This window comes from Antrihabitans stalagmiti (genome assembly GCF_016482825.1).
Taxonomy (GTDB): Bacteria; Actinomycetota; Actinomycetes; order Mycobacteriales; family Mycobacteriaceae; genus Antrihabitans; species Antrihabitans stalagmiti.
This window is the reverse complement of the sequence record NZ_JAEMNV010000001.1, coordinates 115,227-128,954: the sequence shown is the minus strand read 5'-3', so window position 1 is coordinate 128,954 and position 13,728 is coordinate 115,227. Positions and strand designations below refer to the sequence as shown.

The 13,728-nt window shown below is 64.0% G+C and carries 13 protein-coding genes; 2 read left to right on the top strand and 11 right to left on the bottom strand.

Going from position 1 to position 13,728, the window contains the following annotated elements:
* Positions 1–33 precede the first annotated feature (33 nt).
* Together JGU71_RS00625 and JGU71_RS00620 are read left to right on the top strand one after the other, a co-directional pair.
* The gene (locus tag JGU71_RS00625) at positions 34–864 is read left to right on the top strand and encodes a peptidylprolyl isomerase (protein WP_199701005.1); all 831 of its coding nucleotides are present in this window, start codon (positions 34–36) and stop codon (positions 862–864) included.
* The gene (locus JGU71_RS00620; protein ID WP_199701004.1) at positions 864–1,625 is read left to right on the top strand and encodes a peptidylprolyl isomerase; all 762 of its coding nucleotides are present in this window, start codon (positions 864–866) and stop codon (positions 1,623–1,625) included. The genes JGU71_RS00625 and JGU71_RS00620 overlap by 1 nt, the downstream gene beginning before the upstream one ends.
* A 70-nt stretch (positions 1,626–1,695) precedes the next feature.
* Here the strand turns inward: JGU71_RS00620 and JGU71_RS00615 are convergent, their stop codons facing one another.
* From JGU71_RS00615 to pdxT, 11 genes are all read right to left on the bottom strand, one after another.
* Positions 1,696–4,083 carry a RelA/SpoT family protein gene (locus tag JGU71_RS00615; RefSeq protein ID WP_233528551.1) on the bottom strand — a complete coding sequence of 796 codons (2,388 nt, stop codon included), beginning with the start codon at positions 4,081–4,083 and terminating at the stop codon, positions 1,696–1,698.
* 75 nt (positions 4,084–4,158) lie between these two features.
* Positions 4,159–4,698: an adenine phosphoribosyltransferase gene (locus tag JGU71_RS00610; RefSeq protein ID WP_199701002.1), complete on the bottom strand. Its 540-nt coding sequence runs from the start codon at positions 4,696–4,698 to the stop codon at positions 4,159–4,161.
* Positions 4,695–6,404 carry an ABC transporter substrate-binding protein gene (locus JGU71_RS00605; protein ID WP_199701000.1) on the bottom strand — a complete coding sequence of 570 codons (1,710 nt, stop codon included), beginning with the start codon at positions 6,402–6,404 and terminating at the stop codon, positions 4,695–4,697. Before JGU71_RS00605 ends, JGU71_RS00610 begins: the two co-directional genes overlap by 4 nt.
* Position 6,405: 1 nt before the next feature.
* Positions 6,406–7,617, bottom strand: a complete 1,212-nt coding sequence (gene secF, locus JGU71_RS00600) for a protein translocase subunit SecF (protein ID WP_199700998.1) — start codon at positions 7,615–7,617, stop codon at positions 6,406–6,408.
* A gap of 1 nt (position 7,618) precedes the next feature.
* On the bottom strand, positions 7,619–9,328 hold the full coding sequence (secD, locus tag JGU71_RS00595) for a protein translocase subunit SecD (protein ID WP_199700996.1): 1,710 nt from the start codon (positions 9,326–9,328) through the stop codon (positions 7,619–7,621).
* A 140-nt stretch (positions 9,329–9,468) separates the two neighbouring features.
* Positions 9,469–9,819: a preprotein translocase subunit YajC gene (gene yajC, locus JGU71_RS00590; RefSeq protein ID WP_199700994.1), complete on the bottom strand. Its 351-nt coding sequence runs from the start codon at positions 9,817–9,819 to the stop codon at positions 9,469–9,471.
* Between the two features lie 112 nt (positions 9,820–9,931).
* The gene (gene ruvB, locus JGU71_RS00585) at positions 9,932–11,008 is read right to left on the bottom strand and encodes a Holliday junction branch migration DNA helicase RuvB (protein WP_199700992.1); all 1,077 of its coding nucleotides are present in this window, start codon (positions 11,006–11,008) and stop codon (positions 9,932–9,934) included.
* Positions 11,005–11,610, bottom strand: a complete 606-nt coding sequence (ruvA, locus tag JGU71_RS00580) for a Holliday junction branch migration protein RuvA (protein ID WP_199700988.1) — start codon at positions 11,608–11,610, stop codon at positions 11,005–11,007. The genes ruvB and ruvA overlap by 4 nt, the downstream gene beginning before the upstream one ends.
* A complete protein-coding gene (ruvC, locus tag JGU71_RS00575) occupies positions 11,607–12,179 on the bottom strand; it encodes a crossover junction endodeoxyribonuclease RuvC (protein WP_199700984.1) in 573 nt (190 codons plus the stop codon). Before ruvC ends, ruvA begins: the two co-directional genes overlap by 4 nt.
* Positions 12,180–12,286: 107 nt before the next feature.
* Positions 12,287–13,039 carry a YebC/PmpR family DNA-binding transcriptional regulator gene (locus JGU71_RS00570; protein WP_199700983.1) on the bottom strand — a complete coding sequence of 251 codons (753 nt, stop codon included), beginning with the start codon at positions 13,037–13,039 and terminating at the stop codon, positions 12,287–12,289.
* Positions 13,040–13,112: 73 nt separating this feature from the next.
* Positions 13,113–13,721, bottom strand: coding sequence for a pyridoxal 5'-phosphate synthase glutaminase subunit PdxT (pdxT, locus tag JGU71_RS00565; protein ID WP_199700982.1), 609 nt, complete (start codon positions 13,719–13,721; stop codon positions 13,113–13,115).
* Positions 13,722–13,728 lie beyond the last annotated feature (7 nt).

The window sequence follows — 13,728 nt, the reverse complement described above, 5'->3', positions numbered from 1 at the left end:
GCAGACACCCCGAAGACCAGGAGGACCGCGGCAGTGCCCACAAACGAACAGCGACGTGAGGCGGCGAAGCGCAAACTGGAGCGACAGCTCGAGCGACGCGCACAACGGGCGCGGAAGCGACAGCTACTCACAATCGCGGGTTCGGTACTCGCCGTCGTACTCGTTGCCGGTGGTGTCGCAGCGGTCTACTTCGTAACCAAGGGCGACGACAGCACGACCGATACGGCCGCTGCCTGCGCCTATCCTTCGAGTCCCGAGCCTGCCGCCAAGCCGGTCGATCCGCCGAAGGCCGACGGCGTCGAGGCAACCGACGACACCATCACGGCAAGTATCGAGACGAACCAGGGCAACATCGGTCTCACGCTCGACAACTCCAAGTCGCCGTGCACCGTCAACAACTTCTACAGCCTCGCGAGCCAGGGGTACTACGACAACACGACGTGCCACCGAATCGTGAACGGCGCCAGCCTCAAGGTGCTGCAGTGCGGCGATCCGTCGGCAACGGGCGCAGGCGGACCCGGCTACACCTTCGCCGACGAGTACCCGACGCCGCCCGGCGGACCCGATCCCACCGCGACCCAGCCGAGCGACCTGTACAAGCGGGGCGTCGTCGCAATGGCCAACGCCGGCCCCGGCACCAACGGGAGCCAGTTCTTCCTCGTCTTCGGCGACTCGCAGCTGCCTGCCGCGTACACGATCTTCGGAACGGTCGACGAGACCGGCCTCGAAACCCTCGACAGGATCGCCGCCAACGGGATCGCGCCGCCACCGAACACACCTCCCGCCCCCGAGGGGTCGCCCGACCCCGAAGACGGCTCACCCAAGCAACCGGTCGAGTTGACGTCGGTTCGGATGGACAACTGATGCGTCGCACACTTCTCGCCGCCGCAGGCATCGGACTTCTGCTCGCCTCGGTTGGCTGCTCCGACGATTCCGGTTCGGCCACAGCCCAGGACTCTTCGGTCCGATCGACGGCCAAGGCAACGCCGAGCGAAGCTGCCTCGGCGACAACGACCAAGTCGACAACGCCGGGTGCAACCGAATGCACGTACCCATCGTCGCGGACGGCGTCGAAGCCGGTCGATGCGCCTGCTTCCGAGGTCCTGCCTGCCGGCGCTGCGACACTCGTGACACTCACAACGAGCCAGGGGCCCATCGGGTTGACCCTCGATCCGGTCAAGGCGCCGTGCACGGCCAACAGCTTCGTGAGCCTCGTCGACCAGCAGTATTTCGATTCGACGTCGTGCCACCGGCTCACCACCGCCGACTCACTCAAGGTGCTGCAGTGCGGTGACCCGTCCGGTACCGGCGCAGGCGGACCCGGCTACAGCTTCGCCGACGAATACCCGGCGACCGATCCAGCGCTGAGCAGCGACTCGACGCTGTACAAGCGCGGAACCCTCGCAATGGCCAATGCCGGACCGAACACGAACGGCAGCCAGTTCTTCCTCGTCTATGCGGACTCGATGCTGCCGCCCGACTACACGATCTTCGGAACGATCGACGAAGCAGGGCTTGCGACGCTCGACAAGGTCGCGGCAGCCGGTGTCGAGGCAAGTGCGCGCGGCACCGACGACGGCAAGCCGACCCTGCCGGTCGAGATCACAGCCGCCCGAACAGCCTGAGGCCGCAAGCGGCTCGTGAGTCCTTTCGGATGTTCCGCCCTCCGAAAAGACTCACGAGGCGCGAAGCGCCCTACTGCGCTGAGGTGACCCGATAGACGTCGTACACGCCTTCTACGTTGCGTACGACGTTGAGCACGTGTCCCAGATGCTTCGGGTCGCCCATCTCGAAGGTGAACTTGCTGATCGCGACGCGGTCCCCCGAGGTTGTCACCGATGCCGACAGGATGTTGACCCGTTCGTCGGCAAGGACTTTGGTGACGTCCGACAGCAGGCGGTGACGATCGAGTGCTTCGATCTGGATCGCGACGAGGAACACCGAAGACGGCGACGGTGCCCATTCGACGGCGATGAAGCGTTCCTCTTGCTCTTTGAGCGAGCCGGCGTTCGTGCAGTCGGTGCGATGCACACTCACCGCACCGCCCCGTGTGACGAAGCCGAGGATCTCGTCGCCCGGCACCGGCGTGCAGCACTTCGCGAGCTTCGCGACCGTTCCCGACGCACCGGGGATCAGCACACCGACATCGCCGGAGGTCCGCGGCCGAACCGGAACGTTCGACGGAGTCGACCGCTCGGCCAACTCCTCTTCGACTGCGCCTACGCCACCGAGTTGCGCGACGAGTCGCTGCACTACGTGTTGAGCCGAGACGTTCTTCTCACCGATCGCCGTGTAGAGCGCGGAGACGTCGATGTATCGAAGTTCGTGCGCGATCGCGGACATCGATTCGGCATTCATCAACCGCTGCAACGGAAGTCCGACTCTACGGACCTCCTTGCCGATGGCTTCCTTGCCCGCTTCGAGTGCTTCTTCGCGACGTTCCTTCGCGAACCACTGCCGTATTTTCGCCTTGGCACGCGGTGAGACGACGAACTGCTGCCAGTCCCTGCTCGGTCCGGCTGTTGCGGCCTTCGAGGTGAACACCTCGACGACCTCACCGTTTTCGAGTTCCCGTTCGAGCGCGACCAAACGACCGTTGACCCGGGCGCCGATACACCGGTGCCCGACCTCGGTGTGGACCGCGTAGGCGAAGTCGACCGGCGTCGACCCGGCAGGCAACGTGATCACATCGCCCTTCGGGGTGAACACGAAGATCTCTTTGACCGCGAGATCGAAGCGCAACGATTCGAGGAACTCCCCCGGATCGGCTGCCTCACGCTGCCAGTCGAGCAACTGTCGCATCCAGGCCATGTCGTCGACTTCGGTGCTGTCGCCGGTGTTCTTGCCTTTGGTTTCCTTGTAGCGCCAGTGCGCGGCAATGCCGAACTCGGCGGTGCGGTGCATGTCCGTCGTTCGGATCTGGACCTCGAGCGGCTTGCCTTCGGGTCCGACGACGGTGGTGTGCAGCGACTGATAGACCCCGTAGCGCGGCTGTGCGATGTAGTCCTTGAACCGCCCTGCCATCGGCTGCCACAGCGAATGCACGACGCCGACAGCGGCGTAGCAGTCACGGATCTCGTCGCACAGGATCCGCACACCGACCAGATCGTGAATGTCGTCGAAGTCGCGGCCTTTGACGATCATCTTCTGATAGATCGACCAGTAGTGCTTCGGGCGACCCTCGACGACCGCGCTGATTCGCGACTGGTTCAGAGTCGAATTGATCTCCGCCCGGACCTTGGCTAGATAGGTATCGCGCGACGGGGCACGGTCGGCGACGAGACGGACGATCTCGTCGTACTTCTTCGGGTGCAGGATCGCGAACGACAGATCCTCCAGCTCCCACTTGACCGTCGCCATACCGAGCCGATGCGCTAGCGGCGCAATGACTTCGAGTGTTTCCTTCGCCTTGCGAGCCTGCTTCTCCGGAGGCAGGAACCGCATGGTCCGCATGTTGTGCAACCGGTCGGCAACCTTGATGACGAGGACGCGCGGATCCCGTGCCATCGCGATGATCATCTTGCGAATGGTTTCCGCTTCGGCAGCGTTCCCGAGGTTGACCTTGTCGAGTTTGGTCACACCGTCGACCAGGTGCGCGACTTCGTCGCCGAAATCCTCGGTCAGCTGCTGCAGCGAGTAACCGGTGTCTTCGACGGTGTCGTGCAGCAAGGCGGCAACGAGGGTGATCGTGTCCATGCCGAGTTCGGCAAGAATGCTGGCAACAGCAAGAGGATGCGTGATGTACGGGTCGCCCGACTTCCGCATCTGATTCGCGTGCTTGTCGTCTGCAACGTCGTAGGCGCGCTGCAGCAACGCCAGGTTGGCCTTCGGATACAACTCGCGATGGACCGCGACGAGGGGTTCGAGCTGCGGTTTGACGGCGGCATGGCGTTGGGCCGTGATGCGGCGCGCAAGCCTGGCACGGACGCGTCGCGACGCAGAGGTCGGAACGGGTGCAGGAGTGGCAACCTCGGCCGCCGCAGGTTCCGGCGACTCCTTCGGCTCCTTGGTCTCGGCGCGTTCCACATGAGTGGTGTCCACCTCAGGGGTGTCCACGCTTGCGCCATCGAGATGCTGAGTCATGCCTCACCTCCTCATCCGCAGAGTGTTCGACCCCCGGTGCGCGACGACAACATCGCTTCGTTCAACTTTAGTCCCTCAGATCCGGACGAGAGACTGCAGAGGCACCGTTGGCAGCTCGCGTTCGACCTTTTCGCGCCCGGCGAGTGCGGTCAGCTCGAGCACTACGGCAAGCGTAACGACGTCGGCGCCTGCGTCGGTCAGCAACTCCGCGGCTGCGACGAGGGTGCCGCCGGTGGCGAGGACGTCGTCGAGAAGCAGGACCTTGCGACCGCGAAGTTCGATGCCGTCGGCGGGTATCTCGAGCGTCGCGGTGCCGTACTCGAGTGCATATCGCCTGGCGATGACCGGAGGCGGAAGTTTGCCGCTCTTTCGCACGGCGAGCACGCCGCAGCGTTTTGCGACAGCGACAGCACCACCGATGAGAAAGCCTCGTGCATCGATGCCTGCGACGACATCTGCATCGGGTGCGAGTTCGGCAAGCGGACGGACGAGAGCATCGAGTCCGGCAGCGTCGGCGAACACCGGCGTCAGGTCAGCGAAGCGCACGCCCGGCACCGGAAAATCGGGTGCCCAGCGCGTGAGCCGGTCGACCGCCTGCGCCGCGCTCTCGGTCATTTCTTCAGGACCCAGCGATCCATGTTCCAGCCCGCGCCTGCTTTGGTCGGATTGACGACGCCGGACGCCAAACCGTCTGCGAAGGCGAACGTCCGCGGCGAATCGAACAGCGGTATCGACGGCATCTCGCTCCACAGCAATGCTTCTGCCTCGCTTGACAGCCGCATCTGGACGTCGCCTGCACCGTTGGTCAGCAGCTGGTCGACGAGGTCGTTGTAGCGCGGGTTGTCGAACTTCGAATAGTTGATCCCCGCGCCGCCACGCAGCGAAACCAATGCATCGGTGTTGACGCCCGACCCCGCCGGACCCTCGACCGACGCGGTACCGCCGAGCAACGCGTCGACCTGACCGTCGCGCAGTGCAAGCGGTGTGAACTGCGGCGACGACACGTCCTGCACCGTGATACCCGCGTCCTTACACGCCTCTGCGATGACCCGAACCGTTTGCGCTCGACGTTCGTCGGGCGCGGTGTAGCCGATTCGGACAGTTGGGTTCTGCTCGCCTGCAGCGGCAAGTGCGGCGGTCGAACCCGGAACGTCTGCGTTGCTGTACTTTCCGCCTTCGGCAGCGGCAACGGGTCCGTAGATCAAGGTGTCGGACTGCACGGTGCGCGAGTTGAGCACCCCCGAACCGAGGCCCTGGGTCCGGTTGTAGTCGGGGTGACCGAGTTCGTCGAAGAGCTTCTTCCGCGGCACGCACAGCGCGAATGCCCTACGCGCATCGGCGGATTGGAATACCCCCGAGGTCGCGAGCATCAGCTGTTCGGAACTGCGCGACGGTTCGTTGGACGCATCGAACCCTGCAAGGTCGAGGTCGCCCACCGACTTTGCGCCGATGTCGAGCACCTCGACGGCGTTGGCCTCGATCTTGGCCTTCACGTCGTTGTTCCTGCCGAACAACACGATTCGTGGCGTCGCCGGTGCGTTACCCCACCAGCGTTCGTTCGCCACGAGCACCAAACCGTCTTCTGCGCTGAAGGATTCGACTCGATACGGACCCGAGGACGGCAACAGTGACAGATCGAGCGGGCCCGGAGTCAGCTTCCAGCCGTTGTTCCAGAAATCGGCGATCCTGCCGAGCTCGTCGTTGTCACCGGACTGCAAGACCGAGACGATGTTCGCGACCCCTGCGACCCGTGTCGCGACGTGCGCGGGCAGCAATTCCGTTGCACCGAAAAGCGACTTCCACTCCGCGAAGCCTCTCCCGGGCCGGAAGACGACCTTGGCGTCTTTCGAACCTGGCTGGCAATCGACCCGTTCGATATCGGAGTAACCGGCAGTCGAGGCTGCGTCGAACATCGGCACCTGGTCGCCGTCGTCGTTCGTGCGCGTGAACTTTCCGCTGCGCGCAGCCCACGCGAGTGCCATGTCCTCGCACGAGGTGGGTATGCCGTCGGAGTACACGCCCGCCGGGTCGAGGCGGTACTGAATGGTCAGCGCTTCTCCGGGTACGACGCTTGCCGTGCCGTAGTCGGTGTCCATCAACGTCCCACCCTGCGGACCCGTGTAGCTGAAGCCCGTCAGCACCCGTGGAAACGCTTGTGCCGCAGCGCTGAAGGCACCTTCGGCAGTATTTCCGTTGTAGGTGGTGATCACGCTGTCGACCGCGTACCCGATGGACGGAACTTGGCTTTCACTCGAACAACCGGTAACCGTGCCGGCGGCCAGGGCACCGGCAGCGATCAGACTCACGTACGCGCGGCGCATGTCAGTGCCTCTTCTTGTGTCGCTTTCCCGTTGGTCTCGCACCAGGTCGCGGCGACCGCGCGGTCGTCCGGTCGGTGGGTCCGGAGGCCGACGGGGTCGCCTTCGTGATCGTCACCGTGGATCCGGAGCCTGCGACGGAAGTACCTGCGGTCGCAGCTTTCGGAGTGCCGTGCACGGCAGCTTCCCTACGAGCGAGCACCTTCTTGGTGTGTGCGGCCACAGGTCCCCAGCGCTCCTTAATGGACACCAGCAACGGCGTCGCGAAGAAGATCGACGAATACGCGCCGACGATCATGCCGACGAGTTGGACCAAGGCTAGATCCTTGAGGGTGCCGACACCGAGCAGCCACACCGCAATGACCATCAATCCGACGACGGGCAGCACACCGATCAACGTGGTGTTGATCGATCGCATCAACGTCTGGTTGATCGCGAGGTTGGCCTGTTCGGCGTAGGTGCGTTTGTTCAGGTGCAGCACACCTCGGGTGTTTTCTTCGACCTTGTCGAACACGACGACGGAGTCGTAGAGCGAGAAACCGAGAATCGTCAGCAGGCCGATCACCGTCGCGGGTGTCACCTCGAATCCGACGAGCGAATAGAACCCGGCGGTGACGACCATGTCGAAGAACAGCGCAGCCAAAGCTGCTGCGGCCATACCTCGTTCGTAGCGCAGCGCGATGTAGGCGGTGACGAGTACAAGGAACACCGCCAGCGCGATCAACGCTTTGCGCGTGATCTGGCCACCCCACGTCTCGCTGACATCGGAGGTGCTGATCTCGTTGATGTTCGGCACACCGTTGCCGTCTCGGGGCTGGAACGCGTCGAACAACGCTTTCTGCAGTGTGTTCACCTGGTCGAGGTCGAGTGCCTCGGACCGGATCTGGAAAGTCTTCGACCCGCCCGACCCGACTGTCTGGACCGACACCGGCTCGCTTCCGATGGCGGTCGAGTACACGTCCTCGACCTGAGTGGTGCTGATGCCATCGCCGGCCGGGAACTGAACCTTGGAACCACCCTCGAAGTCGATGCCGAGTGTGAATCCACGAAAGAGGATGCTCGCCAACGAGATCAGGATGATGACGGCCGTGATGATGTAGTAGATCCGCCGTTTACCCACAACCTCGAACGCGCCGGTTCCGGTGTAGAGCCGCGAGAAGAACGAGTGGTGCGGTGCTGCGGTTGTCTTGGGTTCTGTGATCGTCGATTCGCTCATCTCAGAACTCCTTCATTGCGGCGCCGGCTGCGACGGCCTTGCGCTCACGGGCAACCTGCTGAACGGCACCGAGTCCGTTGATCTGCGGTTTCGACCAGAACGTCGAGCGCGACGCCAGATATACGAGCGGCCAGGTTACGAGGAACACGACGGCAACGTCGAGAACCGTTGTCAGGCCGAGGGTGAAGGCGAAGCCCTTGACCTGTCCCGCGGCAAGTACGTAGAGCACAGCCGAGGCGATGAAGCTGACAGCGTTGCCGGACAGAATCGTCCGTTTGGCGCGTTCCCAACCACGTGGCACCGCCGATCGGAAGCTTCTCCCCTCCCTGATCTCGTCCTTTATTCGTTCGAAGAAGACGACGAAGGAGTCGGCGGTCATGCCGATGCCGATGATCAAACCGGCGATACCGGAGAGGTCGAGGGTGAAGTTCATGTAGCGGCCGAGCAGCACGAGGATGCCGAAGACCATGATTCCGGACGCGATCAGCGACAACGCCGTGAGCAGTCCGAGCATGCGGTAATAGAACAGGCAGTACAGCAGGACGACCGCGAGACCGATCGCACCCGCGAGCAACCCGGCTCGCAACGACGAGAGTCCGAGCGACGCCGACACCGTCTCCGCTTCCGACGACGAGAACGAGAGCGGCAGCGAGCCGTACTTCAGCGTGTTCGCCAGTTCTTTTGCGGCACTCGGCGTGAAGTCGCCGGTGATCTGTGTCGCGCTACCTTCTGGTGTCGCACCCTGGATGACCGGTGCGCTGACGACCTTGGAATCCAGCGTGAATGCTGCGCGCTTCTGCAGGTTCTCCGACGTGAACTTCGCCCACGTCTTGCTGCCTGCCGAATCGAATTCGAGGCTCACGACGTTGCGGGCCTGCTGCTGCTCGTAGTAAGAGGAGGCGTCCGCGATGTCCTGGCCGTCGATGATGCTCGGTCCGAGCAGGAACTTCTCGCCCTGCTCACCACAGGTGACCAGCGGCAGAGCTGGGTCGTCGTTACCCTGCAGCGGATCGGGAGCGTTGCAGTCCAGCGCGGCGAAGGCCGCTGCCTGAATGGCGGGGTCGAGACTCTGCCGCGCATTTTTGGCGTCGGTGATTTCCTTCGCGGCCTGGTCGGGCCCGGAAAGTGGTGGCGGCTCGTTCGATGCGGTTGTCGGCGGTGCATTGGGGGCCGAGGTCGGTTCGGACCCGTCTGTCGGAGCCGGAACGTCGGTCGGTGACGGCGGGTCCTGCGCAGGGAACGGACGGCTCTGCGGTTGCTGTTCGGTCGGTGGCGTAGCAGGCACCGGTGCAGAGTCCGCTGGTGCGGGAGTTGTGGCCGCGGGTGGCGCGGCCGCGGCGGGCGGATCGAGCACCGGCCGGATGTAGAGGCGTGCGGTCTGACCGAGTGTGCGGGCTTGCGAACTGTCGTCACCAGGCACCGTGATGACGAGGTTGTCGCCGTCGATGATCACTTCGGAGCCGGAAACGCCGAGTCCGTTGACACGGGTCTCGATGATGGCCTGCGCCTGCTTGAGCGAATCTTGGCTCGGTGCGCTGCCGTCAGGAGTACGTGCGGTCAGCGTGACGCGCGTGCCGCCCTGCAGGTCGATCCCCAGCTTAGGGGTCGGGGACTTGTCGCCGGTGAAGAACACCAGCGCGTAGACGATGCCCATCAGTACGCCGAAAACGATGAGCGAGCGCGCTGGACGCACCGATCCCTGGGGTGCCACGGTTCGTATTTCTCCTCGGTAGCGAGTGATTGGGCTTGTCGAACAACCCCGTGGTCGTCGCGGCCTTTACCGGCCGGCGGCTATATGGACAACTGCGGTTGTCGACGATGCGGCACGACGCGGTCGTGCCGTTGCGAGCGTCAGTCCTTGTTGAGGCGCGGGGTCGTGTCCGTCGCCGACGTGTCGTCCGCGGCCGATTCGACCTCGGCGACCGGATCCGACTCGTCGTATGCGTCGTCGGACAGCACTTCCCGCACCGCGGAGCGCGTCCACGTCGTGATCACGTCTTCGGCGATCTCGAGGTCGATCGATGTCTCGTCGACCTCGACGATGATGCCCTGGATGCCACTGGTCATCAGGACCCGATCGCCGACGGAGAGCTCGGACTGCATTGCAGCTGTCTTCGCCATCTCCTTCTTCTGCCGACGCGTCGCGAGGTACATCGGGACGATCAGGGCAACGAGCAGAAGCGGAAAGAGCAGATTTTCCATTGCGACAGTCAGTCCTCAGCGGTTCGGCAGGCATGCGGTATCGCGGGTCGGATTGACCCACGGCAGTACCCCAGTCTGCCATTACCCAACCATGATCGCCTCCACGACCCGATCAGCGGTCTTCGAACAGCTCCAGTTGCGGTTCGCTGGCTCGCACCTCGATGCCGCCTACGGCGAGGTCCGGTGGCGGGACGAGGCCGAGTTGTTCCCACGCGGCGGCGGTGGCGACGCGGCCACGTGGGGTGCGCGCGATCATGCCTGCACGCACCAGAAACGGCTCGCACACCTCTTCGACGGTGGCGGGTTCCTCACCGACGGCGACGGCGAGTGTCGAGACTCCGACCGGTCCGCCGCCGAAACTGCGCACGAGTGCGCTGAGCACCGAGCGGTCGAGGCGGTCGAGTCCGAGCCTGTCGACGTCGTAGACCGCAAGCGCGGCTCGTGCGATGTCGCGGGTGATGATGCCGTCCGCCCGCACTTCGGCATAGTCGCGCACTCGCCGCAGCAATCGGTTCGCGATGCGTGGAGTGCCACGGGACCGCCCGGCGATTTCCGCAGCGGCTTCCTCCCCCAGCTCGACGCCCAGGATCCGCGCCGACCGCGCGAGAATTCGCTGGAGCTCGGCGGGTTCGTAGAAGTCCATGTGGGCGGTGAAACCGAAGCGGTCGCGCAGGGGTCCGGTCAATGCTCCGGACCGCGTTGTCGCACCGACAAGGGTGAACGGTGCGACCTCGAGCGGAATCGACGTCGCACCGGGCCCTTTGCCGACGATCACGTCGACGCGGAAGTCTTCCATCGCGAGGTAGAGCATCTCTTCGGCAGGACGCGCGATCCGATGTATCTCGTCGATGAACAGCACGTCGCCCTCGACGAGGTTGCTGAGCATGGCGGCGAGATCACCCGCGCGTTCCAGTGCAGGACCGGAGGTCAGCCGCAGGGATGAGTTCAGTTCGGCAGCGATGATCATCGCCATGCTCGTCTTGCCGAGCCCGGGCGGACCGGACAGCAGGATGTGATCTGGTGTGCCGCCACGCATCTTCGCGCCGCTCAAGACGAGTTGCAGCTGTTCCCTGACCCGCGGCTGACCGATGAAGTCGTCGAGGCTTTTGGGTCGCAGGCTCGCTTCGACGTCGCCGTCGGACGTCAAATAGCTTGCGGTGACTTGAGATTCGTCCGAATCCACGGTCATCGGTTCCTACCGAGCAACCCGAGTGCCGACCGTAGCGCGACCGATGTGGTCGCCTCTGGCTCGGCGGCGAGCACCGAATCGGTTGCCTGTTCGGCCTGTTTGGCAGGAAAGCCGAGCCCGGTCAACGCCTCGACGATCTGGTCGCGGACGGGTCCTGATCCGACAACTGGCTGCGAACCGGCCGGACCGGCGTGCACGGGGACTGCTTCGACCTTGTCACGCAGTTCGACGACGAGACGCTCTGCTCCGCGCTTGCCGATGCCTGGTACGCGCATCAGGGCTGTGTGATTGCCTTCGGCGAGCGCCTTGCGCAGCGCTTCGGGTTCCAGGACTGCGAGCACCGCCATCGCAAGTCTGGGTCCGACACCGGAGACCGTCTGCAACAGACCGAAGAGGTCGCGCGATTCGGTGTCGGCGAAGCCGAAAAGAGTCATCGAGTCTTCGCGGACGATCATGGCGGTGACAAGACGCGCCTCCGACCCACGTTGCAGCGTTGCGAGAGTTGCCGGTGTCGCGTTGAGTCGATACCCGACGCCGGCCGCCTCGATGACGACGTGATCGAGCGCGATCTCGAGAACCTCACCGCGGACGGATGCAATCATCTGGCCTTCGCCTCCTTACGAACCTGCGCCAACCGCGCCTCGTAGCGTTTCTTCTGTTCCGCAGCAGCCGCTTCGGCCTGCGCCATCCGCTCCATCATCGGCGCCCGCCAGCAATGACAGATCGCGAGCGCGAGCGCATCGGCCGCATCCGCGGGTGTCGGTTTCGTCTGCAGGCCGAGGATTCGAGTGACCATCGCGGTGACCTGGTTTTTGTCTGCAGCACCGTTGCCGGTAACCGCCGACTTCACCTGACTCGGCGTGTGAAAAGTGACAGGAATGTCTCGCCGCGCAGCAGCCAATGCGATCACGCCGCCCGCCTGAGCGGTTCCCATCGCGGTCCGGACGTTCTGTTGCGAGAACACCCGCTCGATCGCAACGGCCGTCGGCTTGTGGGTGTCCATCCAGTACTCGGCGGCATTGGCGATCAGCAGCAGCCGTCGCGACAATTCCATATCGGCGGGAGTGCGCACGACATCGATATCCAGCGCGGTGACTTCGCGCCCACGACCGCTCTCGATCAAGCTCAGGCCACACCGAGTGAGCCCAGGGTCGACACCCATCACCCGCACCCGAACTCCTCTCGCCCGCGTTCGAAACAGCTACGAACAGCTGTTCGATAGCCTAGCGGGCGGAGCCGACAATCCGTGGTTGCGACACAACGGAACAGTCGGAGACCTCAGTCCTCCAGTTCGGCGAGGACCTCGTCGGAGACGTCGACGTTGGAGTAGACGTTCTGTACGTCGTCGAGGTCTTCGAGTGCGTCGATCAGCTTGAACACCTTGCGCGCGCCGTCGGCATCGACTGCAACGCTCACCGACGGCTGAAAGCTTGCTTCAGCGGAGTCGTAGTCGATGCCCGCCTCTTGCAATGCGGACCGCACGGCAACGAGATCGGTTGGCTCGCTGACGATTTCGAAGCTTTCACCAAGGTCGGACACATCTTCGGCCCCGGCCTCTAGTACAGCCGTCAAGATGTCGTCCTCGGTGAGTCCGTTCTTGTCGAGCGTGACCAGACCTTTGCGGGAGAACAGATAGGCGACGGAACCCGGGTCGGCAAGGTTGCCGCCGTTGCGGGTCATGGCGGTGCGGACCTCGCCTGCGGCACGGTTGCGGTTGTCGGTCAGACATTCGACGAGCAGAGCGACACCGTTGGGGCCGTAGCCCTCGTACATGATCGTCTGCCAGTCGGCGCCGCCCGCTTCTTCACCGGCACCACGCTTGCGTGCGCGTTCGATGTTGTCGTTGGGGACCGACGTCTTCTTTGCCTTCTGAATCGCGTCGTACAACGTCGGGTTGCCCGACGGGTCACCGCCGCCGGTGCGCGCGGCGACCTCGATGTTCTTGATCAGCTTTGCGAAGGACTTGCCACGCCGGGCGTCGATCACGGCCTTCTTGTGCTTTGTGGTCGCCCATTTGGAGTGGCCGCTCATGCGCTAGTTCCTTCGAGTCGAGTGCCCGGTATCCGCGTGACCGGCTGACAGCTATTTCACTTTACTCGCCGCGTTAACGCGCTTTTCGCACGATATCGACGAACAGGTCGTGGACGCGTAGATCTCCGGTCACTTCCGGATGGAACGACGTCGCCACCACCGCACCCTGCCTGACAGCGACGATCCGTCCCGCAGCTGGACCGTTCGGCACAGTGGCCAGCACATCCACAGCATCGCCGGCGCGCTCGACCCACGGCGCTCGAATGAACACCGCACGCATCTTCTCGCCGTCGATGCCTGCGAATTCGAGGTCGGTCTCGAACGAGTCGACTTGACGACCGAATGCGTTGCGTCGCACCGTCATATCGATTGCATCGAGGTGCTGCGCGTCCGGCCGGGTATCGAGCACTTCCGAGGCAAGCATGATCATGCCCGCGCACGAGCCGAAGGCAGGCAGACCATCGCCGAGCAGCTCGCGAAGTGGCTCCAGAACCTCGAAAACGGTAAGCAGACGGCTGATCGTCGTCGACTCGCCGCCGGGAATCACAAGACCGTCGATGCTTCGCAGCTCGCTGACTCGGCGAACGCCGACAGCGTCGGCCCCGCAGGCGTCCAACGCCGAGAAGTGTTCGCGGACATCACCTTGCAGCGCTAGAACGCCGATCTTGGGTCGGGAGGTCACAGGTTCG

Excerpts from the sequence above, each read along its gene's own strand:
- JGU71_RS00620 (WP_199701004.1), top strand. The coding sequence starts at position 864 with ATGCGTCGCACACTTCTCGCCGCCGCAGGCATCGGACTTCTGCTCGCC.
- JGU71_RS00615 (WP_233528551.1), bottom strand. The coding sequence starts at position 4,083 with ATGACTCAGCATCTCGATGGCGCAAGCGTGGACACCCCTGAGGTGGAC.
- JGU71_RS00610 (WP_199701002.1), bottom strand. The coding sequence starts at position 4,698 with ATGACCGAGAGCGCGGCGCAGGCGGTCGACCGGCTCACGCGCTGGGCA.
- JGU71_RS00605 (WP_199701000.1), bottom strand. The coding sequence starts at position 6,404 with ATGCGCCGCGCGTACGTGAGTCTGATCGCTGCCGGTGCCCTGGCCGCC.
- secF (WP_199700998.1), bottom strand. The coding sequence starts at position 7,617 with ATGAGCGAATCGACGATCACAGAACCCAAGACAACCGCAGCACCGCAC.
- yajC (WP_199700994.1), bottom strand. The coding sequence starts at position 9,819 with ATGGAAAATCTGCTCTTTCCGCTTCTGCTCGTTGCCCTGATCGTCCCG.
- ruvB (WP_199700992.1), bottom strand. The coding sequence starts at position 11,008 with ATGACCGTGGATTCGGACGAATCTCAAGTCACCGCAAGCTATTTGACG.
- ruvA (WP_199700988.1), bottom strand. The coding sequence starts at position 11,610 with ATGATTGCATCCGTCCGCGGTGAGGTTCTCGAGATCGCGCTCGATCAC.
- JGU71_RS00570 (WP_199700983.1), bottom strand. The coding sequence starts at position 13,039 with ATGAGCGGCCACTCCAAATGGGCGACCACAAAGCACAAGAAGGCCGTG.